The organism is Halomonas sp. A40-4, assembly GCF_015767635.1.
GTDB classification, from domain to species: domain Bacteria; phylum Pseudomonadota; class Gammaproteobacteria; order Pseudomonadales; family Halomonadaceae; genus Vreelandella; species Vreelandella janggokensis.
Genome location: NZ_CP065230.1, coordinates 766,465 through 787,638, shown reverse-complemented (window position 1 = coordinate 787,638; position 21,174 = coordinate 766,465). Strand labels below are relative to the sequence as shown.

At 53.1% G+C, this 21,174-nt stretch carries 14 protein-coding genes and 3 pseudogenes; 8 read left to right on the top strand and 9 right to left on the bottom strand.

The window, feature by feature from the left end; genetic code table 11:
* Positions 1–2: 2 nt before the first annotated feature.
* The 7 genes from IT895_RS03750 to IT895_RS03720 all read right to left on the bottom strand — a co-directional run bounded on the left by IT895_RS03750 (position 3) and on the right by IT895_RS03720 (position 6,119).
* On the bottom strand, positions 3–992 hold the full coding sequence (locus tag IT895_RS03750; RefSeq protein WP_199284736.1) for an NAD(P)H-dependent flavin oxidoreductase: 990 nt from the start codon (positions 990–992) through the stop codon (positions 3–5).
* 64 nt (positions 993–1,056) lie between these two features.
* Positions 1,057–1,428 carry an antibiotic biosynthesis monooxygenase family protein gene (locus IT895_RS03745; RefSeq protein ID WP_199284735.1) on the bottom strand — a complete coding sequence of 124 codons (372 nt, stop codon included), beginning with the start codon at positions 1,426–1,428 and terminating at the stop codon, positions 1,057–1,059.
* A gap of 33 nt (positions 1,429–1,461) precedes the next feature.
* Positions 1,462–2,022 carry a flavin reductase family protein gene (locus IT895_RS03740; RefSeq protein WP_199284734.1) on the bottom strand — a complete coding sequence of 187 codons (561 nt, stop codon included), beginning with the start codon at positions 2,020–2,022 and terminating at the stop codon, positions 1,462–1,464.
* Positions 2,019–3,191 (bottom strand): LLM class flavin-dependent oxidoreductase, encoded by a 1,173-nt coding sequence (locus IT895_RS03735; protein ID WP_199284733.1) that lies wholly within the window; start codon positions 3,189–3,191, stop codon positions 2,019–2,021. The genes IT895_RS03740 and IT895_RS03735 overlap by 4 nt, the downstream gene beginning before the upstream one ends.
* A 36-nt stretch (positions 3,192–3,227) precedes the next feature.
* On the bottom strand, positions 3,228–3,932 hold the full coding sequence (locus IT895_RS03730; RefSeq protein ID WP_199284732.1) for an RraA family protein: 705 nt from the start codon (positions 3,930–3,932) through the stop codon (positions 3,228–3,230).
* Positions 3,933–3,969: 37 nt separating this feature from the next.
* The gene (locus IT895_RS03725) at positions 3,970–5,097 is read right to left on the bottom strand and encodes an isocitrate/isopropylmalate dehydrogenase family protein (protein WP_199284731.1); all 1,128 of its coding nucleotides are present in this window, start codon (positions 5,095–5,097) and stop codon (positions 3,970–3,972) included.
* Complete coding sequence (locus IT895_RS03720; protein WP_199284730.1) at positions 5,094–6,119, bottom strand: hypothetical protein; 1,026 nt, start codon at positions 6,117–6,119, stop codon at positions 5,094–5,096. The genes IT895_RS03725 and IT895_RS03720 overlap by 4 nt, the downstream gene beginning before the upstream one ends.
* A gap of 692 nt (positions 6,120–6,811) precedes the next feature.
* Here IT895_RS03720 and IT895_RS03715 point away from each other — a divergent pair.
* From IT895_RS03715 to IT895_RS03680, 7 genes and pseudogenes are all read left to right on the top strand, one after another.
* Positions 6,812–7,009 carry a hypothetical protein gene (locus IT895_RS03715; protein WP_233337345.1) on the top strand — a complete coding sequence of 66 codons (198 nt, stop codon included), beginning with the start codon at positions 6,812–6,814 and terminating at the stop codon, positions 7,007–7,009.
* Positions 7,010–7,019: 10 nt separating this feature from the next.
* Positions 7,020–7,139 (top strand): annotated as a pseudogene (tnpB, locus tag IT895_RS19550) (IS66 family insertion sequence element accessory protein TnpB); the annotation flags it as partial.
* Between the two features lie 45 nt (positions 7,140–7,184).
* Positions 7,185–7,479: pseudogene (locus tag IT895_RS03705) on the top strand (integrase core domain-containing protein); the annotation flags it as partial.
* Between the two features lie 255 nt (positions 7,480–7,734).
* On the top strand, positions 7,735–8,823 hold the full coding sequence (locus IT895_RS03695; protein WP_199284729.1) for a hypothetical protein: 1,089 nt from the start codon (positions 7,735–7,737) through the stop codon (positions 8,821–8,823).
* Complete coding sequence (locus tag IT895_RS03690; protein ID WP_199284728.1) at positions 8,820–9,449, top strand: hypothetical protein; 630 nt, start codon at positions 8,820–8,822, stop codon at positions 9,447–9,449. The genes IT895_RS03695 and IT895_RS03690 overlap by 4 nt, the downstream gene beginning before the upstream one ends.
* 12 nt (positions 9,450–9,461) lie before the next feature.
* The gene (locus tag IT895_RS03685) at positions 9,462–11,435 is read left to right on the top strand and encodes a hypothetical protein (RefSeq protein ID WP_199284727.1); all 1,974 of its coding nucleotides are present in this window, start codon (positions 9,462–9,464) and stop codon (positions 11,433–11,435) included.
* Between the two features lie 5 nt (positions 11,436–11,440).
* Positions 11,441–13,408 (top strand): hypothetical protein, encoded by a 1,968-nt coding sequence (locus tag IT895_RS03680; protein ID WP_199284726.1) that lies wholly within the window; start codon positions 11,441–11,443, stop codon positions 13,406–13,408.
* 148 nt (positions 13,409–13,556) lie between these two features.
* On the opposite strand, the pseudogene IT895_RS03675 reads toward IT895_RS03680, so the two are convergent.
* A pseudogene (locus IT895_RS03675) lies at positions 13,557–13,929 on the bottom strand (JAB domain-containing protein).
* A gap of 655 nt (positions 13,930–14,584) precedes the next feature.
* Between IT895_RS03675 and IT895_RS03670 the strand changes: the two are divergent.
* Positions 14,585–16,285 carry a hypothetical protein gene (locus IT895_RS03670; protein WP_199284725.1) on the top strand — a complete coding sequence of 567 codons (1,701 nt, stop codon included), beginning with the start codon at positions 14,585–14,587 and terminating at the stop codon, positions 16,283–16,285.
* Positions 16,286–16,622: 337 nt separating this feature from the next.
* Here the strand turns inward: IT895_RS03670 and IT895_RS03665 are convergent, their stop codons facing one another.
* A complete protein-coding gene (locus tag IT895_RS03665) occupies positions 16,623–21,158 on the bottom strand; it encodes an ATP-binding protein (protein WP_199284724.1) in 4,536 nt (1,511 codons plus the stop codon).
* Positions 21,159–21,174 lie beyond the last annotated feature (16 nt).

The following is a 21,174-nucleotide window of genomic DNA, read 5'->3' as shown; positions in this document are numbered from 1 at the left end:
TATTAAGCAGTTTCTGGAGATGAATGAAGTCGTTGGACTTGGCGGATAACGCGCAACGTGTCGTTTACGATATGTTCGACCAATTGGGCGGCTGGGCGCACATCTTCGATCATATCAAGCACTTCGCCTGCCCAGATCACTCGGCTATTAAGGTCATCATCTTCTACTGCCTTTGCGTAGCTCTCACGAACAAAATCGGGTGCTTGGAGTAATTCCTGATCACGACCCAGCCAAGTTTCGGAGAAATGGTTGGCAATAGCACGCCCGCTGTACTCAGCAGGCCATTCAATTCCGCGAACGAGGTCGAAGATTCGTGTACGGACAGTATTAGCGGTGGCGGAACGAACTAGGCGCTGCTTATATGCCGCAGAGGGCAATGCCTCTTCAGATGCCAAAAAGCGAGTCCCTAGCATTGCTCCATCAGCACCCAGCGTTATTGCGGCAGCCATTCCCCTACCGTCGGCGATGCCACCCGCCGCAATCAATGGGTAAGTTTCACCGACCATATCGCGTACGGCTGGTAGCAAGGGCATCAAGCCACGGCGATAGCTATGCCCCCCAGCTTCGGCACCTTGTACAATCAGTGCGTCAGCACCAGCATCAATAGCTGCCTTGGCTTGATCCAGTTCATGGATTTGTACAATCGCTTTCGCCCCGCTTTCATGGATCAGGGGCACAAAAGGCCGAGCGTCCCCGAAGGATAAAGCTACTACACTTGGCTCGTATGCTAGAGCCAGATCTAGCAACCCCATATTTTTGGCTACAGTGAACATAACCAGCCCGACACCCCATGGGTCACTGATTTGGCGCATAGGTTCAAGTTCTGTACGCATCCACTGCTCATCGCCATAGCTTGCTCCGACAAGTCCCAAACCACCTGCTTGTGATACCGCACTGGCAAGTTTTGCCCCCGATGCCCCACCCATGGGAGCGAGAATCAGCGGATGACGGATATTGAGGAGATCGGTGATGCTGGTATGGATAGTCTTCATATGGTTACTCCTGTCTTTATTGGTCAGGCGGGGATGCCTGATCTGCCCACCACTAAAAGGCTCCTCAGTTTTGAGTCGTAACCGAGTTGCATGTCGGGGGAATGAAATCCGTCACGTTATAGAGATGAAATTCCCATGTTCCGGTTTCCTTGAGCCTGGAATAACGAGACAAGAATTCAGAGTCTTCAAATAATGATTCAAACTCTTCTTTGCTACTCCACTGAGCTTGATTAATGACGGTCTTACCATCAATACTTTTAAACAAGCGACTCCATTTAAAACAAGAGTAAGTGCGAGCAACATACTCCACAGCAGAACGCAGTATTTCCAACGCTGCATCTTGCTTTCCAGGCTCAACATGAACCACGTTCACCAAAAATATATCGTTTATCTCATCAGAGTGAGGAGCCAGGCATGGCTTTTGTTCAGAAGGCATTGTGCTTCCCCTAACGTGAAATAATTAAAAGAATTACTGCGGTATTTGTTTGGAAATAGCGGGTTGTCCGTTTTCCCACAACAAAGGATTAACTTTCTTTAAGAACTGTACCGTTTGAACTCGTCCAATAATCACATCATGACTGCCGTAGCTCATGAGTTTTTCTAGAATGCAGATTAGGTTCGACTGCGCTCCCTGAAGAAGCGGCAGACCATCGACGACTTTCCATTGTCCATACTCAAAGCGAGCACTACCCTTAACTTGTCCTGCGAAGATTGGTATTAGATCGGCTTGAGCAGCACTCAGTAAGTTCACACTGAAGCGCCGTTGTTGTAGCAAAGGAGCATGCAAGCTAGCTGATCGGTTAACGCAGATAAGCAATGCAGGTGGTGCTGTGCTGACCGATATTACCGCCGTGGCAATCATTCCTGCTGAAACATTCCCCTCACTAGTCGCTATGATTGCAACACTAGAGGTGAGCCTGCGCATTGCACCTTTGAACTGATCGGATAGTTCTGCAGATTTGCTATCTGAAGAATTATCTATTGCTGGTTTTTCTTCGGTATTCGTGGGGGTCGAGGCTTGGATATTCATACAAGCACCTCCGTTTTTACTAACTGAGGCGTGTAAGCGTCGCGTTGACCAGCCTTCTCCATCAGAGGCAACACTTCCCTGATGAATCGATCTAATCCGTTGCGGTAATCCAGCCAAGTTAGATTTATGCCGTCTACCCCAAGCTCTGACCAACGTTGCATCTGTTCTACGATCATCTCGGAGGTGCCAACGAGAGGGATTCCTGCAAATCCAGCCTTGAAATGGAAGCGAAAACGCTCAGCGTCTACCGTATCCTTGAACATTCCACTTTGAATGCCAATCTCCCGCGTGACATTATCCAGCGCTGAGTCATCGCCATGCTGGTTCACGTAGTAGTCGAGCTTTTTATGAGCATCCTCAAGGGTATCTTCATGCACCACGTAAGCGTAAACCCATATCTGTAGTTCTCGACCGAATTCCAATCGAGCCTGATCACGGTATGAATTAATTTGCGAGCGAATAACCTCGTCATCATCTTCGTGCTTGAGGATCAAAAAAGCTGCATCACAATGTTGGGTACAAAAGCGGCGACCTCTTGTCGAACCACCAGCGTTCATCAGGAAGGGGCGATTGATAGGCTTAGGCTGCGAATAACCCTGTTCGATATTGAAGAACTCACCATTAAAGTCGAAATAGGATGATTCCTGCCACGCGGATTGAGCAATGTGTAGCCATTCATCCGCGTGATCATAACGACGGTCATGATCAAGTTGGCTCTCGCCGAACATACCCATTTCTTTACCGAACCAACCACAGATAATGTTGAGACCAAACCGACCTCCGCTAATGTGATCTATAGTTGCCGCTTGCTTCGCAGCAAAAAGGGGGTGAACAGTAGATAGGTGAGAAGTAGTGAATAGAGCGATCTGGTCGGTCGCCGATGCCAAACCAGCAGCCCAAGTGTAGGTTTCAAAAGACTCCCCCATAGGGTTACTTTTGCCATCCCAGCCCCGCCAGCGGCCAACAGGAAGCAACATCTCCAAACCAGCACGATCAGCCATAGTGGCAATGGCCAAGTTGTTATGCCAGTCTGCGGCTTGATGGCGCTCAGGTACACTTGTTAATGTACAGCCCCCTTCGATATTGAATCCAAAAACTCCAAGCTTGATCCGGTTTTTGCTCTCGCGGACGGGGTTGGGCTTATGAGAAAAAACTTCTCTAGTTGTCATGCTGAATCTCCTTACCTCAATGATATGAATAGCGGTTCAGGACTCGGCTAGCTTCTCCTGAGTTGAAAGCCAAGGCTGATCGTAGCGGTGAAGTTCACGAGCCTCCTCAAGCGAGGCCCCCCGGTTGATACTGTCAATAATTTTGTGCTCAGTTTGTTCAACAGCCTGAGCACGCTGGATCACTTGCTCAGCTTTGTCTCGTGGTATGGCTAAACAGCCGCTGCTATCGCATACCACCAAATCACCAGGAGAGACCGTGACTCCTGAAATTTCTATGGGTATTTGTGTGGCTTTGAGCTGAACCCGGTTTTTGGCGGACTGCATGAAGCGAGCGCGGCTGAATAGGGGGTAGTTGAGACGCTGAACTGTATCAATGTCGCGTGCTGCACCATCAATGAGCGTACCTCGGATCTTCTTGCTGATAGCGACATAGGTGAGGATATCTCCCCAGGTTGTGCAGTCGGCACGCTCTGGGTTGCTAGAAACAATGACTGAATTGGCGGGAACGTCATCAATATAGTTGGCGGCGTTCTTAAATCCCTTCTGCTCGTACACTGGTTCATACAAGACTGTGTAGGCAAAGCCAGCACATCGCGTACCTGACACTTGCTGATTGAGCCCAGCAATCCCACCCGCTATGTTCAAACTGTCCAGCGCGTCAGAAAGCGAGGCAGTGTCCAGTTTTTGGCAAGATTCTAAGAGGATGCTGTCGCTAGCTGGATAATTATTTGCAATGCTCATGAAGCTTCTCCTGTGAGAACTACTCAATAACCTTCACTTAAAGCAGATGCTCAGCTTGCGCCACAGTCTGTCTTACTATGGCCGATGCCATTTCAGAAGTACTGGCGGTACCATCGAGATCGGATGTTCGGCATTCACTTCGGGCAACGTGTGTCACTGCACATCGAATTGCATCAGCTGAGGAATGATGTCCTAAGTGCTCCAACAGCAGAGCAACTGTCAGAAACATGGCGCAAGGATTGACGCGATCTTGTCCTGTGTATTTCGGCGCACTACCATGAACAGGTTCAAAGTACGCACCTTTCAAGCCAATATTCGCGCTAGGTGCTAAACCTAAGCCGCCCATCACACCGGCACCCAAATCGGAAAGAATATCGCCAAACATATTCTCGGCGACAATGACCCCAAAGCGTTCCGGCCGACGAACCATCCACAATGCGACAGCATCAACGTTTTCAATTTGGGCACTAATATCTGGGTAGTCCGCAGCAACTGTTTCGAGAATGTCCCTTGCAAACGCGCCACTATGACGGAGCACGTTGGGTTTATCGGCAAGAGTTACTCGCTTGAAGCCCTGACGCTGCGCATAATCGAATGCAAACCTGAATAAACGGATTAGGCCATCGCGTGTCTGTAAACGAACACTCATCGTTGCGTCTTTAGAGCCCTGGCGTTTCCATACCGCACCATTTTGTTCATGCCTGGCTAGTACTGGCTCAAACTCTGCCGGTATTGAATCAAAATCAAGCCCCGCATAAAGACCTTCAGTGTTCTCGCGAATCACCGTGAACTGATAACGCTTGTCCCCCAAAATATCTGTGATAGGTCGGACATTTGCGAATAACTCGAGCTTTTGACGAAGCTGTATTACAGGAGAAACGTATGATAAACGGGAGCCTCGTAAACTGAATCGCAACTCTTCCTCAGCTTCACGCAAAGGCTTGCTGGTGACAGCACCCAATAGTGTTGCATCACAACTGGAGATTATTTCCCAAGTTTGTGCAGGAACTGGATCGCCATATTTTCTCCAGCAGTCCCAACCAATCTGGCCGAACTTTAAATCAATGGGTAAACGCAGAGCTTCAAAAATTGGCAACACTGCTTCAGTTACTTCAATACCCACGCCATCACCAGGTAATACGCAAATTTGTTGTCGACTCTTCATGACAGCCCCCTTTGCGCAGCGGGTGAAATCGAGGCTACTTGAAAAGCACTTTTTGAAACTTTATTTTGTTTTCGGTTGCATTGATCATATATGGCCTGAAGAGCGTGGAAGACCGACGGCATCTCATTCTCTAGCATGAACTCATCTATTTTTTTCTGGATATCGAAAGACAAGTTATAGGAACCCATCATTACATCCAGTAAAGGAGCGGGCAGGCTGCTCGACGGCACGCTTTCAGCGGTTAGTTGAGAAAGTTGCAATGCGCTGATCATGTCATAGTCATTATCCATGCCTATGCGATGCAGATAAGCAATAAGCATGCTCAGATGCAGATTTCCTGCGCCTTTACCCATGCCACAAATTGAAGTATCAATATATTTGGCACCGGCTTCGATTGCTGATATTGAGTTTGAAAGTGCAAGCGATAGGTTGTTATGGGCATGAAAGCCTAAAGGAATAAGCACTCGGTTAGAAATGCGGCTAATTAATTGGTATACGTCGGCCGGTATCATGTTTCCATTGGAATCTGCAAATACCAGGAGATCAGCACCAGATGCCTCGGCGCGCAAACACATACTGGAGATGTCACTAGGAATTAAAGTTGTAATATGTGTAATATTAGCACTAACTTCAAAACCAAAAGACTTTGCGAGCGCTATAGTGGCCAAGCCTTCGTCAATATGATTTCTGTGCAAACAAACTCTGATTAAAGATACACCTTGTTCTCGCAGAACTTCAAAATCAGAGGCATCGACATTATGGGGATGAACCATGACACACAATCCGATACGCTCTGCTGCTACGTCTCGTAGAGCACTGATATAATCCGCTGCAACAGAACTGGTTAGACCATGTTCTTGCTTTCTTTTAAATGAGCCATTTCGATAACCAATCTCACAATATTGAACCCCTGTTTTTGCAAGCTGTGCTATGGCTTTTTGTGCATATTCAATAGTGAAGTTAAAATTATTTCTATAGCCACCGTCTCTTAAGGTGACATCAACGATTTTTACCTGGTTCATTGCACACCCCCTTAGCCTTTAAATCGTTAAATGTTGAATTTTATCTTGTGGGCAAAAATTCCCGAAAATTTTAACTTTCAGCTACTTCTTCAGAATATGAATAAACAGTCAAGCAGAAACCTACTTAATCTTATAGCTCACTGCCATTTTATTCATGCATAATCACATCCCTACACAATGAGTAGCTTTAACATATGATGCTATATCTGCATCTCTTTAGATTCACGATAGGACAATGTTCCGCAGCTAAAAAGGGGCTATTCTTCCTATGACTAGTGACTTTTTGTCCGTAATACAAATAACGAAACACAGTCCAAGCAACATTTCTTTACTAAGCGGACTACATTGCAATGTAATAACATTAGAAAAAACTTTTAAACCGTCATCAAGTGATGTCTAATAGCGTTGTTTTTATTAATAAAAACTAATATAAACGAATACTTAACGCATCAACACAATATCAATCAAATGCCATATCAATTCACAAATCTCTACAAAGGATGGGTAACACATAGCCTAACCCGGATTTCTCACTGCATCTCAATGGGCTGTATAAATAGGTCGTAATGCCGCCAACGGCCTATGACGGCTGCTCATATTGTCTACTATTTAAGTAAGCGCGCCATAAAACCCATCTACCCAAGCTAACCAGCGCTGATCACACAGACGATCTCTTTGGTTTGGAGATCATCATGCGCTGTGAACTCAACCCGACCCAGGCCTTTTGGCTAGGGCATCTTTACCATGCTTCGGTGCTGAACATGCCGTTAAGTGATTACGCCAACGCGCAGGCGTTAACCCTCACTGACCTGCTAACATGGGAGAAGCGGTTAAGCGTGCAAGGCTTGCCAGTACCACCACGCTGCCGCCCCGCCCGATTTTGTCGGTAGAGGTAGTGACATGATCCGCCCCGGTTCCGATCTGACGGTGTACTTGTGTCGCGAGCCTGTGGATATGCGGAAACAAATCGATGGGTTGGCCCTGCTGGTTCAGGAGGCCATGGACTTGAATCCGTTCGATCAGGCGCTGTTTGTGTTCGGTAACCGCCAGCGCGATAAGGTCAAGCTGCTGTTCTGGGCTCACCTACGTAGCGTTGCCCTGTTTTTAATTGAACCAGGAAAACCCAACCAAAACGCCTATATCGAATCGTTCAATGGGCGTTTTCGAGATGAGTGCCTAAATAAGCATTGGTTCACCAGCCGGTAAACACGCCCAGGTAGTCATCGAAGCATGGCGATGGGAATATGACGAGGAAAGACTGAAGAAGAGACTGAGAGAGTTAACGCCTTCCACCTATGCCGAGCAATTGGCGTTAAAAAACGATAAAGTACCTTCAGACTCTAACCCCGAATGCTACTGAGGATGGGGTGGCGTAGCCTCGTACCTACATGAGTACCTTGGAGCACGTCTCTCAGCAAGCTAGCCGAACAATGCGAGGTGATGGAGGTGCATCCGCTTACGTTGTTGACGTTGGCTTATGCTGGCGACAACGAAACGGCGGCCGATCAGCTTTTGGCGCAGGTTAAAAAAGAATTACAAGAAATTATCAAATAACGCGATAGTTGATTGTCGGCAGTGCCTACCCACTCACAATAAAACCAGAGGCCCGCTAAGATTGAATAACATTGTGGCGAAACAAGGAGTAGAGGCGCTGCCAACTGCTGCGAAGCTTATGGCGTTCTACCTAAGTCGTGACCGTGTCCTGGGGCTGCTGAACCCTCAACACCTGCCCGCGCACGTAGTAGCGGCGCTTCAGGGGCACGACGTTCAGATGTCTGCCGCAATCCTTTCGAATGCTGCCGGTTCATACCTGTTGCAAACGATCGCTGCAGGCAGGGTAAAAACTCTGCCACAATTGGCCTTCGAAGGCGAACTGAAAGAAGGCACTCCGTTCATCTATAACGGTCATTTCACAGGCAAGGGCTTCGCGGCAACTAACAAGACCCCTGCTTTGAATCTCACAGAAAGGCTCGACGAACCTCTTGTCGGCAAGAAGCTCGTCTTCGAGTTTTCCAAGAACGGGCTGGTGAATGACACTGCATACACACGCATGTCTGGCTCGACGCGCCTGTTCGCATTTGGCTACATCACGGGTATCGACGACACCACCATCCGTGCCGTGCCTTACGTTATAGGAGATTTGGTCGCGAGCAGCCATGCGATGACTTCACCTTTCGTGCCGACACTCGAACTGCGCCCGGAAGACATCGAGCAGTTTGCCGGAATGGACGAGACTTGGTTTCCCTCCCAGGCCGAGTTCAAGCGCATGGCCATGGTCTCGGAACAGGCCATTAAAGAGCTGATCTGTTGGCTATTGGGCGAGTATTCAGTGCCCAGCGATTGGGGTGGAGAGGAAAGCGATGTGTTGTCGGCCAACTTGCTTGTTGACGGCTACCGTCACACTGGGGCGTTCTTGCTGAAAGGGCCAGCACGGTTTCACCCTATGAAGCCAACCGATCTTGGAAAAAATGGCGACCAACTCTATCGCCTCTTCAACATTCCTGCCCAGATCTACGTCGTGCAGCATTGCCATACCATTGGCGCCGCCGTCCGCAAACAGGCAGAGGCGTTTGCGCTTGCACGCAGTTTTGTCTCCCCCTGTAGGATCGTTTTCATGGATGGCTTCACGACAGCGCGCCTGCTGCGAGCCCATGAACTTTGGCCGGCGACAGCGCCAATTTCGAGAATAGGCAAGCCAGCATGACAGTACGGTCACCCCATCGCGACGCGCTGCGAATTCTATTCGTCTTGAGGGCAGGAGGTAATCCCGTCGAACCACCAACGGCTGAGCATGCACTCATCTTCAAAGGCGAAGCACGCCTACAAGCATTCGACTTCTGGATGCGAAATCCAGACTATCTTGCGGCTGAGTTGCTTGATTTGTTCACAGAAACGAAGGACAAGAGTTACTACGAAGCAGCGCAAGCGATCTTGGACGATGAGGAACCAGACCTTCGCCGCGTTCCGATGACCAGGTACTTTTTTGGCGCCTATGAACGCTTGGATGATGCCTTGTCGCTACTGAGGTCCCGCGATCTCGTTCGCATCACTGGTATCAAAGGAGCAAACAACAAGGTCTTGGAGACAGACTTCGTTCTCACTAAGACCGGCTATGAGACATGCTCGACCGCAGTATCGCAAGAACCAATCCTTCAATGGTACGCGGATAGGGCCAAATTGGTAGCGAAGGTTGCCGGGACCATGGGCGGAACAGCTTTGAAGCAAAAACAGTATCAGCGCGCGAGTTATGCGGAGACCAAGTTGGGAGGGGTCATTCCTGCCATCACCGAAGATGTGCAACTTCGCCTCACGCAGCTGCAATCCGACTAGCGGGGAGGAAAGATGGCGAAACCCAAGGAAGAATGGCTACAAGCGATAGCCACGAGGGCAAAGGTGGAAACTTCCGAGGTTGAAGGAGTCCTTTCCGCCCACCAAATTCAACCATCACCTGTACTCGCCCAGCCTCGCAGGCTTGTTCTGCGAGAGATCGAGTTTTCTGGCGAGAAGGACGGCGTTGCGAACGCTGGCACTTTCGCGTTTTCATGGAAGACCCTTGATCACGGCCTGTGGGCCATGCTCTCTGAGCACAACTTGCGGGGCAAATCAACCATCATCGAGATCGTTCGATGGATGATAAGAGGAAGACCGTCAAGCAACCTGCAAGACGATGTGCGGCGATGGGTTCATGCCGTGCGACTGAGTTTCCTCCTTGACTCAGACGAATATGAGATCGTTGCCAAGACTCAGGGCGAGCCTATCGGCAGCCTGTGCCGTATTCGTGCACCCAGCACTGCCGAAGGCGAACGAGAGAGAACCGTTCTTGCCAGCTTCGCCACCGATGGCGAGTTCGAAGCGGTCATGGCGGATTTTTTCATGCACACGTTCGCTATGGATCCAATATCGAGTTGGAGAAAAGGCGGAGAAAACGAGGGGCAGTCGGTAACACATAGTTGGGTAGCCTTCTCAGGAGCAATGTTCATCGGCACTAATTACGAGGTACTTCTTGGTGACATGCCCGTTGCCACTGGCCTCACATCACGACTGATGCAGATGTACCTAGGAGTTCCATGGGTTTCGACACTCGCTACTGCTAAAACCGCATACCAGGGCGTCGAGCAAGCTGTTCAAGTTTCTACTCGAAAAGCAGAGCAAGCACATGAGGCGACCAAGGAGCGCATTGCAAGTATTAGAGCCCAACTGGCAGAGAAGCGTGCTGAGCTAGCAAAGATCCCAAGCGATGAGGCAGTACGCAACGCCATTGATGCCGATGCAATCGAGCTGGCCGATGTTCGTCGCCAAGAGCGGGGCATGGCCGAACATACGGAACGTGCCGTGACCGCGCTTCGAGAACTAAGCACCGTCTATCAGGAAGATCGGCGGGACCTCCAGACCCACATAGATGCCATGTCTGCGTCGGCAGTGTTTCGTCGCTTGGAGCCGAAGTGCTGCCCTCGCTGCGACCATACGATATCCAAGGCGAAGAAAGAGCTTGAGAGTTCTACTCACTCATGCTCTGTTTGCGGTGAGTCAATCACGAACTCCGAAGACGGTGAGGCAATCAAGGCTGAACTCCAGGAGCGTGTAGCAGCATCCGAGGCTGTAGTAAAAAGCGCCTCGGCCAAGAAAGAGGAGGCGGAGAATGAACTGGCAGCCCTTCGCGAAAAGATTGATCTCCTACAAAATCGTCTTGAGTCAGCTTCTAAAGAGCTAGGTTCCGCAGTGCGGCGGCAGGAGGCTGCAACAGCCGTGGCGGTCCTGGAGGGTCGATTGGAGGAAGCCGAAGCCTCGATAAACCCGGGTGTACAATCTGATGACCGAAGCGACGAGTTAAAAATTCTGTCTGCTGTCGTGACGGAAACAGAGTCTCGAGTTAAGGCCGTCCGGGATGGATTGCTAGAAGATGTTTCTGAGCGCTTGGTCGAGTACGCCAATGCCTTCGGAATGGAGAACTTGTCGAAAGCATCATTGAAGGGAAATGCGTCGCTCTCGTTGACCAAAGGCGGAGTACCCACAAGCTACGGCAAGGTAACGGAAGGCGAAAAGTTGCGCCTGAAGGTGGCGACCGTTCTTGCGATGATCGAAATTGCCGAAGCACGGGGAATCGGCCGGCATCCAGGATTGCTCATAATTGATTCGCCTGCTGCTCAAGAGGTGTCACCCGTTGACGTGGATCACCTTGTTGCTGGACTTCAGGCAGTTTTCACCAAGTTGCCGCATTTTCAGGTGTTTGTTGCTGGCATCTCATCTAAGGCGATAACCGATCACATACCAAAAGCGCATCGCCGTGAGGTTTCCGGGAACGCTTTCCTATGGTAACCGGCATGCATCCGATCGAAGCAGAGCTCATAGAGATCGTGAAAGACCGGCGAGACTGGCAGTTGGGAGATCTTGGAGGGATAGAGAAACTCGCACCGGCAGCACGATCGCTCGGCACTACACCCATGATGCCCGAGCTGCTTCACCCACTTGTGTTGGGGTGGAGGAATGCTAAGGCGGGTGATCGAGAAGTGCACAAGGGTGTCCTACACGATCTATTGGAGGTCGCGACAACAGACTTCATACTCCTTGAAGCGGTCGACATCCTCGAACATCATCGGCCGCTGCCAGACGACGGAGATGAGTGTTGTTTCATGCTCTTTCTGACGAAGGCATCAACAGGAGACCATTCGCTATCTGGATTAGCGCGCGGCGCAGCGCTGGATGGCGCGTTTCGCTGGGCCAGTGACAACAGACGCTGGCAGCTTCGCTTACTGGACTACTTCCTCGGTCTCGCTCCAAGCGACGATACAGAGTTCCTGCGACGGGCCGCCAAGATTGTCGGCGTCGCTTATTCCCACTGGCGTGACAAGGAACTGGTCGAAGTTCTGCACAAGCTCTCTCAACTCGAAGCGGTCCGACCTGAGGCCACTTTCGAGCTGGGGATGGCGGCTCTTTCTGAAGCCATGGATAGAGCGGACAGCAACGCGGCAGCCACCGCCTTCCGTGAGGCTAGAGAATGGTTTGGTGAGTCCGACGGAGCATCCGAGCGCCGTCCAGAAACTAGCTTGTACATCGATGGGCTTGACCTACTCCTGAGCTTCCACAGTGGTGCCGCAAGCACATCGTTCGGCACCGTGAGCGCTTGCGTTCAGCAGCACGCGTTCGAGCTGCACGCCTGGTCCGGAGGCTCCGGCCCTCCATGGTTGGGGGCAAGACAGACTGAGGCGGCGTGTTGGAGCGCCTTGGCCAGTGCCATTGCAGGACTGGCAGGTTCACTTGACGAGCCGAGTTGGTGGGAGCCGGCAACTGTCATAGAGGAGGGGCTCCTGTCTGTGTATAGCGCAGGTCGATCGATCTTGCGTCGAGATCAGCACGGTGGTGTCGAATCGATGGTCAGACCTCGAATACGCGCAAGCGTCGCCACGCAAGCTGGACAGACGCATCAAGTGCGCATGTGGCTCCAACAAAACACGACCCACGAATGGGCCAAGGAAGCCCAAGATCTGATTGCGCAGGTTGATACTTTCGTTGAACAGTCAGGCAACCCGAAAAACCCTCCTGAGGCGGCGAGCGAACGGACCTCGCTCGCCGCCATCATCGCAAGATCCAACATCCCAGAAGAAAAGAAGAATATCCTCTCCGGCGTAGTCGAGAGCGCTGTGTCATTGCAGCTTGCCAACCTGACAGGCTCCGAAGCCGATGTCATCGAACGTTGCTGTCAGGAGGCACAGGGGCACACCGACTATAGCGCGAATACGAATGGGGCACGTCTCTTCGATACCGTGCTTCTCTGGATGGTCCGTTTTATTTTTAATCGCCTGGAATTGACTAAGGGCGACGATCCAACTGGCGCCTACCTCTTCGAACGCGATGACGGCTCCCTTCCTCACGAAAACGAACTACAGCAGGACTTTTTTCGCTGGGTGGCAACGTATGCCGCAGGGAGCGATCTTGAACCGACAAACATTGCGAGTGGCAGAGCCGACATACGCCTGAAGTCCGGCCCCGAACGTCTCGTTGTCGAGGTGAAGCGAGAGGAAAAGGACTGCTCCTTCGATGCACTCTTCAAGTCGTATGCAGCACAAACGACGGACTACCAGAATGTCAGTGTTCGCTTGGGTGTGTTGTTGGTGCTCGACCTGGCGACACCCAACCGCGAAGGTACGCCGCATCTAACAAGCTTGTTCGAGATGCGCCACGTACGCCGCTGCGACGAATCCCAGTCACGGCTGATTTTGATCGTCAAGGTTCCAGGCCGGAGAAAGAGGCCGAGTGACCTCACAAAGTTTGCCAAATCTAACCGACCCTAAGCGACGTGAATGCAGTGATATGGTGAGGTGACAGCAAGAACGCCTTGCTACCTTCAACGAAGGCGTGGGCAGACAAGCACAACACGCCCCCCAGTGCCCGTGAGTTCGACACGACAAGGGCATCAAAAAAGGGGCCAAAGCCCCAAGATCAGATCAGGCCACGTTCGGCAAAGGACGTGGTGTCTCTATCGGCCACAATAACATGATCCAGTGTGCGCACACCCACCAGTGCTAGCGCTTCTGTGAGGCGCTTGGTGATGGCATCATCGGCACGACTCGGCTCGGGATTCCCACTGGGATAGTTGTGCGAGAAAATCGCCGCTGGCGCATTGAGCCGCAGAGCTTCCTTGACCACTTCTCGCGGATACCGACGCACTGTCGATGGTGCCACGGAACATCTCGCTGTATTCGATCAGGTGATGCTGCGAATCGAGGAACAGTACCGCAAAGACTCCATGCTCAAAACCAGCCAGCTTGGCACACAGGTACTCTTTGACGAGCGCCGGTGAGACGAAGGACATCCCCCGCTGTATTTTCTGGTCGATGAACTGGCGCGCGGCGTCAAGAATTTGGTCTATCGATGCCGGCAGATAGCGCCCCTGCGCGTCACGCACCAGAAGAGAGGAATCAAACGAGGAAAAGGACAGTTGCGTCATGATCGTACTCCGGTTACTCGGGCGGAATTGCCTGAAACCGGCACCAGCACTGCGCATCGCAAGCTGTCACAGGGTCATAGACGGCCATGGCCGCAAGCGTGCATAGCACGTGCAGCCCTTGACGGCGAGAACGCCGTGATACGGTGAAGGGAACAACAAGACCGTCCATTCCATACCCACTACACACACTCGATCATACCAAGCGGAGCGCGCAGGCCCTTTTGGGCCGGAGGCGTCAGGTATCAAAGCCGGATGGCCACGATTCGGCACGAAGCACGGGGCGTAGCCCGCAAGTCAACGGCGGCAAGCAGGGATGAATGGACGATGTAGCTAGAACTAGATATTGTCTGTTTTGCCCTGCCTTATCCACAACTGCGCCAGCTGCATCTTTTGTTGCAATCGCCCCATCAGCATCGCGCACGGCAGCAAGGTGGTCAGGTACACTGCTTCAAAGATTGACGCTACTTCTAGCGCAATTGCCCTGCAACGGCAAATGACCTATAAGGCCAGGAAGCCAAAGATGACATCGAATCATATTTCTGACAGGCACGCTCTTGCCCTCACCAGCCGCAGGCTGACCTCATTTCTATCGCACACTGTCGGCTCCTTGGCCCAGCAGATTCGGGCAACAGAACAGGAAATCCGTCGTATCAAAGGCTTAGCCTTTCGAAGCGAGGAGCAAGAACGCGAGACAGCCCTCTCGCCAATGCGTACCCAGACCGTAACACTCAGGAAACGCTTTCTCAGTATTAGACAGAAAAGTGGGCTAGGCTGGATCCTCTCTCCCGTGAACACATTTCGGGCATGGCGCGATTGGCGGCATACCAAAGACCAGTACGCGCAAGCTGAACGTCAATTCGACGAACCAGAGGTTCAAGCACAGCGAACCAGGGACATCGCCGTACACAACCGCGATGTAGAAGAGCAACGGAGCAAACTGCTTACGCTGAATGAAAACCTTTCGTCCTATCAGGCACGGCATGCAGTGCTAGCCAAATTCCAGAAGGTAGCAACTGCGCCGATGGCCGCCGCATGCGGCGAAGGTTGGTTGGCCGCAGACTTTGCCAAGAATTTCGAGAGCATTGCCGGTTTGGTGCAAACAGATCGCGTAGCGGAAGCCACAAAACTTCTGGAGAAGCTCGTTTTCCAGATTCGTCCTTCTGCAGCTGTTTACGCAGGTTGGCAGCAAGAAGCCCAGGACATGCGGGATAGGGCTTATAGCGACCATGCTGGCATTCCCGCTACAGGCGCATTTACCGAAATTGCCGAGGCCTCGGCCAAACTTGCAGCCGCCAGCATGCTAGGTGAACCAGCCAGGAAACTAGCGCTCTGTTCCCATCCGGCGGATCAGTGGCAGCTTCTCCCGCTGCTAGCGACATCGCCACAGCACTTTACTGTCGATGTGCTCTGGACTATCTACTGGCCTATGTTCCAGTGCGCACAACAAATGGCGGACTTCCTTTCCGACACCGAGGCGCATGAGGATCCGCTCAACGGCCGGTTCAGTACCAACGTAGAATCTTGGCTGTCAGGATGGGCCGCCAAACGGATTCCGAAATTCGGCTATCCAAAGTCCTCATCTTATCTGGGTACACTTCAACTCGCGAGTAAGGCCGAAGAATCCCGTGTGGGGGCCGACCTTGGCATCATCATATCGCTGAACGTAGGCGGATTGAGGTGCCGGAAGGCCGTGCTTCTACAGGCCAAGCGAGCCAAACAGGGCATTGCCAACATAGGGAGTAGCAAAGGCCAGCTTTCCAAGCTTTCCAGATTGCCTAGGGCGGGTTACTACCTGTTTTACCACGAGTCACCGTTTACTCTTTATCCTCCAGTGCCAACAGTCAGCTCAGCTGAAGCCCTGCAGCAGTGCGCGCTCAATGCGCAGAAGGATCCTGGTTCCCCCTACCTTCGACTAGATGTGCGGAAAGATGGCTGGGACTGGGCCAGCTTCGTTAGCTTCGGCTTGTGTAATGCCGAATCCGACTTGGGCGAACCGTTTGATACGATTGAGGATGCGTTTGGCATCCTCGGAAGTGGAACGACAGGAGGTCTCCCTCGACATTTATTTCTAGTCGCCATTGAGGATGAGCCCTATGTCCTTGAGCTGAGGAAAAGGCTGCGCGAATATTATCGCGACACGCCGGAAAAGGGATACCAGAAGATTATACATAAGCATCGGCACCATCCCCGCTCCCACGATGGGCCAGAGTTTAGCTTGTAGCGTTGAGTTATCAGTCGAGCTACCAGTTGCTCAAGCTGGCACGTAAGGCGTATCCAGCTAGCTCCGTCCAGCTTCGTAATCTAGAAGTGAATGAATTGCAAGGGAGCAATAGCTGCGTACTGACCCATGACGTCAGGAGCTACGACCGAATGGACCCCTAGCTGAGACAAGCATCTTCGAAATGGAGTAGCGGATCGAACTCGCTTGCCGCTTCCGGCTCACCGAGCGCTGTGTGGTATGGGATCTAGAGGAAGTGCTAGCGTGGACGCGGGCCAATGCATATCTGACGCATCGCCATCCACAACAGCTGCTTCCAGCTATGCACTGTCTCATTTCGTCATGGATAGGCCAGAAGCTCCTTCAATTGCTCGGGTCTCGCATCTTTGCATTCGAAATTTACCTCACCGCGGATAGAATCACCGTCAAATCGGTAGATGCCCCAGTAAGTAAGCATCCCACCCCATCCACGGCCATGGGGCTGCCCACCGTGCGCACTTTTCTCGCCAGTGAAAACCCACACTATCTCTAGTCCCTCAGCGTCTAGGAAAGCACGGAACGCATCACGATCAACGACCGCCGCACTAAACCCCGGCTCATTAACCGAAGGGTCTTTGAAAAGAATTTTTCCATTGGCTGAAGAGTAGCCAAGCGAACGCCCGTCAGCTAGACGAAGATGGAGGCCATGCATTAGCGCTGGCGCGGGAATCGTAAGATTAAAACTCTCCTCCACCGAATAATTGTGGCCGGCGCGTTCGACAAACCAATCAGCTACAGTCGCTTGAGTCTGGATCGCGGGATCACTACCAAGTGCCCAGATACCATCAATGTTCTCGAATGCAGGATGCCAAGGATATTCGCCAAGATAGCCACCCCAAGGCATCTCAACTTCTGGTGGGTGCTCTCGATCTCTCGCCGAACACGCGAGATGCTTCTCCAAACGCTCAGCATCATTTCGTGCAACAAGCATAGACTTGACCTTATGCCAGGTCATCCGATGAATCACGCGCTCTCCGTTGACCATACACCATTGATTGCGGCCAACAGTCGTATTGAGCACTAACCAGCGTCGGCCATCAGAATCGGCGACATCAATCTGTTGAATAGGATTGGGAATATCTCGTGATTGATCTTCCATCCACGCGACCCGAGCCTCAGGTGGTTCCTCTCGCCAATGTAAGGCATGGGGCGACCACCAGGTCGCGCCTTGCCGGTCAGAGTCGTGCTGATTGGTGCGGGTCACGAGATTGGTTGGATCCATCTCACGCGTCCCAACTTGCCATGGCCCATGATAGAGCTCAGGATCATCCTGGAAACGACCTTCTACAAGAGCGATGTCAGACAAACGTCCTGTCAATTCATGGTAAGCAATCCATTGATACTTTTTCCCGATGCGCTCAATACGGTGCTCCATTCGACCGTGGCTGGCCATCTGGCGATCAAATTCGGCGAAACGCTCAGGGGTCCAACCAAGCTCATGTGCTCGCCATGCAACCCAGTGGCGCGACTGTTCACGGGCGTAAGTCGGATGCCAAACGGCGGCACGCTCGTCCCACATACGACCGCGAAGATAGTTGGCCGCGCGAATCCTAAATTCCTGAACCTCGTTCTCGTCCAGCAGGCGCTCGAACTCTTCGATCGCACTCTCGCGTGCCTTCTCTGCAGCGCGTCGCGCCTTGAGCAGTTCATCTGCACCGCTACCATGTCCCCAGACCTCGAAGCTGTCAGGCATCTCGGAGACACGTCCCGCGATATCGACCACGCGAGCGAACGCCGCCTCACGATCGGGATACGGCGCAATAACATCTCCGTGCCATTCCTCATAGATGTCTCGCATCGATCGACCATGCTCCTCACGGGGGAGCCGCAGAAAGTCACTCGCGAGTGAATCGATCTCGTAACGTGCGAAATCGCCGTCCTCGACTGCCGAGCCGCAGATCTGATTACGAAACACGCTTCGACCGTAGTCCTGAACATACGTGCTAAGCGCTTCATCAGTAATAGTTTCGAGCGGCTCGCCGCGTGGGTAAGGAGGTCTGGCGCAATCAAGTGGCACATCGTCAGGCAGGACGCCGCGGCTGGCGGCGAGCTCGACGATACCACGCGCGTGATCGCGGACAAGGGCGTGGGTCGGGAGCGGGTTGCGCGCAAACACCGCAGCAAAGGCGGCACGGGAAAGCTCAGCGAGCCCCTCGTCGCTCGAACAGCGCGTCGCCGCGCCATAGGCGGCGGCGAGCACGCGATCGATGACATAGGCGTCATCGACATCGGCGAAATGATCAATCAGCGCAGCGGCGAGTTCGCGTCGATCGACCAGCAACGTCGCGAGTGCTTTGGTCGCCATGTCGCGGACCCAACGATGGCTGAGACTGGTGAGCCAAGCGAGCGTGATTGCAGCGAGCCGCGCGCGAGCCGGCTCAATCTGCTCTAGACCATTGGCGAGTATCCATTCGATCAACGTGTTGATCACTTCCTCTCCGGCCTCACTCTCCTCAATGAGGAGCATGGCTCGGGTCGACCATTGAGCGTCGCGCTCGGGCATCAAGAGCGGGTGCAGCCAACGGTCGAGATGATCAGCGTTGAAGCGATTGTTGGGCTCGGTGGCTATTGCGAGAATTGTCTCGAGTACTGCATCAACGCCGATTGCATCGGCCCATTCCTCTACTAGCTCGAGGGTTCGCTCGGAGAAGACGTCCTGGCGGCGCCACAGCAGGCTGAGCTGAAACGCATGGACGAGATCCCAGGGGGCGAACTTGTCATCGATCGCATCGATGAGTTCAATGCCGTAGCGTTCCGGGAGTTGGACGGCGAGCGCCTCAGCGATTCCTGCAAATTGGTATGAGTCCCGCCCCGCCACATATGGCACGAGCGGGCCTCCAGTGGAGAAGGCCGACGCGGGATCGCCATCATCGACATGGGTATCGAGCAACCGCTGGGCAATAAGGTGATCGCTCATCCGTTCGAATGTGAAGCGAACCATCTCAATAATCGCATCTCCCTCACGGACCGGTTCGACCGCAATTACTCCCTCGTTCTCTAGCTGGAAAAATAGGTCCTGATTGGTACTTCCAGCAGATGGATGAACCTCATCTAGGATCGCAATTGCTGTGTCGATCGGCAGGTAGCCTACACCCGCCGCGACCATGGCCTCAGTGAGCGCGCTAAGGCCTGTCTCCACAAGCTTTCGCCTGGACACCAACCCCATGCGCTGATTGAGAGTTTCGACGACTGCGCCGAAATAAAAATCGAAGATACTCGATACCCCGTCGAGGCCTCGCGGCAACTCGCGCGCCCTCCGCCGCTCGAGCATATCGCAGCAGGTGCGTAGGAACAGCGGATTCTCGAACTCGGGCGCGAAGTACGGGGCTGCCATGCGCACGATGCCACGCTGGTCGAGATAACGTCGCGCAGCCTCAGCAGCCTTCCCTGCGAAGCCGGGATGCTCGAGTCGGGGTAACGTATCCTCTTCGAGGTTGCGCACGATATAAGGTAGGAACGTGGTGCGGCACGAGACCAGTATCGCGACATGACTGAAGCGGTCGGCAACGGCAAAGAATGTAGCGAGTCGTTCGGACCAGACCGCGATACCGTTACGTTCGTTGATCGCATCGACCATCACCAGCGCACGCGTGCCAGCGGCCTCGGCGGCGGCGTCAAGAGCGCCGAGGATCGCGTCTGGCGGGGTATTGGTGAGGCCCGACTGCTCGGCAATCTGTCGCCAGGGCTCAGCATCGCTGAACTCGCCGCCGAGCGTGAGCACAGCGGGAAAGCCACGTGCGATGTGATGCTCGGCAACATCGGCAAGCAAGTGGGACTTTCCAACGCCTGCCTCGCCGCTGAGCAGCAAACGGTGTGCGTTGGCGAGGCTGACCCATGGGGCATTGAGCGACTCGGCGATCCGATCCAGTGCCTCCCGCAAATGCGCAGCAAAATAAAGACCGTTGCGCACACTCTCGCGATTGCCGCCAGGCTGACGGCGCAGCTCCCAGACCCCCGCCCAACAACGATCGAGTGTTGTGGTCGCCGCCGTCACCAAGGTGCGCCATTCGTCAAGTGGCAGCGGGTCTGTGGGACCGAGCGGCGCGGTGCGAATCGCCGCAGAAATCGCAGTCACTTGATCGTTGAGCATCGCCACATCGACATCATCCGTGGTCTCCAACACGGCGCCGATATCACGCAGCGAGCGATGCCGCGCCTCGTCGAGATCATCCACCCAATCGATGATCCGACGCACGAATTCGGGATCGCGCGCGAACGCAGCTAAGGCCTGGCGGATTGGCAGTTCGACATTGAGCTCGGGAGTGTAGCGACGGCCGAGCCCCACGCGGGTGATCTCGAACCTGTCCCTCAGCCACTCGACCCCAAAATGTGGGAGATCGAACCAATAGGTACGGCGTCCGACGTGCAGCGGATCATTCCGAGACAGCCGTTCAGTCAACTGGAAACCACCCCAGAGTTCGATCTCAACCACTCGGGGCGCAATGGAGGCTTGACGTGCATTCACCCAGTCGTTCCAGCGATCGCGTTCGGACTTGCGTGCACCTACACGCCCGTCCGACAAGTCGAACGGTAGACAAACAATGAAGCGGGCTAGTGAAGGATGCTTGTCTACGGCAGTATCGAAGGATTCTTTTAGCTGCGCAGTTTCGCCGCTACCAAGCTCGAAGAAATACTTTGCCTGCCAACCAATCTCCGATTCGTCGCGCTCGACGCGATAGCATTCGAGCCCTGCGTCTGCACCGGCTCCTTTGCGGTGAAAGGGTACGCCGACTGTAGTGTCCAGCGCGGCGAGCTGGCATACGAGTTCTTCGAACCCGCCATGCTGGCTTCCGTGGTGGGGTCGGATAGCTTGAAAATTGATCGTTGGTGTTGGCATCAGCGGGATATGAGCT

What these genes read in the sequence shown, in the direction of transcription:
- IT895_RS03750 (WP_199284736.1), bottom strand. Translation starts at nt 992, where the DNA reads ATGAAGACTATCCATACCAGCATCACCGATCTCCTCAATATCCGTCAT.
- IT895_RS03745 (WP_199284735.1), bottom strand. Translation starts at nt 1,428, where the DNA reads ATGCCTTCTGAACAAAAGCCATGCCTGGCTCCTCACTCTGATGAGATA.
- IT895_RS03740 (WP_199284734.1), bottom strand. Translation starts at nt 2,022, where the DNA reads ATGAATATCCAAGCCTCGACCCCCACGAATACCGAAGAAAAACCAGCA.
- IT895_RS03735 (WP_199284733.1), bottom strand. Translation starts at nt 3,191, where the DNA reads ATGACAACTAGAGAAGTTTTTTCTCATAAGCCCAACCCCGTCCGCGAG.
- IT895_RS03730 (WP_199284732.1), bottom strand. Translation starts at nt 3,932, where the DNA reads ATGAGCATTGCAAATAATTATCCAGCTAGCGACAGCATCCTCTTAGAA.
- IT895_RS03725 (WP_199284731.1), bottom strand. Translation starts at nt 5,097, where the DNA reads ATGAAGAGTCGACAACAAATTTGCGTATTACCTGGTGATGGCGTGGGT.
- IT895_RS03720 (WP_199284730.1), bottom strand. Translation starts at nt 6,119, where the DNA reads ATGAACCAGGTAAAAATCGTTGATGTCACCTTAAGAGACGGTGGCTAT.
- IT895_RS03715 (WP_233337345.1), top strand. Translation starts at nt 6,812, where the DNA reads ATGCGCTGTGAACTCAACCCGACCCAGGCCTTTTGGCTAGGGCATCTT.
- IT895_RS03690 (WP_199284728.1), top strand. Translation starts at nt 8,820, where the DNA reads ATGACAGTACGGTCACCCCATCGCGACGCGCTGCGAATTCTATTCGTC.
- IT895_RS03685 (WP_199284727.1), top strand. Translation starts at nt 9,462, where the DNA reads ATGGCGAAACCCAAGGAAGAATGGCTACAAGCGATAGCCACGAGGGCA.
- IT895_RS03680 (WP_199284726.1), top strand. Translation starts at nt 11,441, where the DNA reads ATGCATCCGATCGAAGCAGAGCTCATAGAGATCGTGAAAGACCGGCGA.
- IT895_RS03670 (WP_199284725.1), top strand. Translation starts at nt 14,585, where the DNA reads ATGACATCGAATCATATTTCTGACAGGCACGCTCTTGCCCTCACCAGC.
- IT895_RS03665 (WP_199284724.1), bottom strand. Translation starts at nt 21,158, where the DNA reads ATGCCAACACCAACGATCAATTTTCAAGCTATCCGACCCCACCACGGA.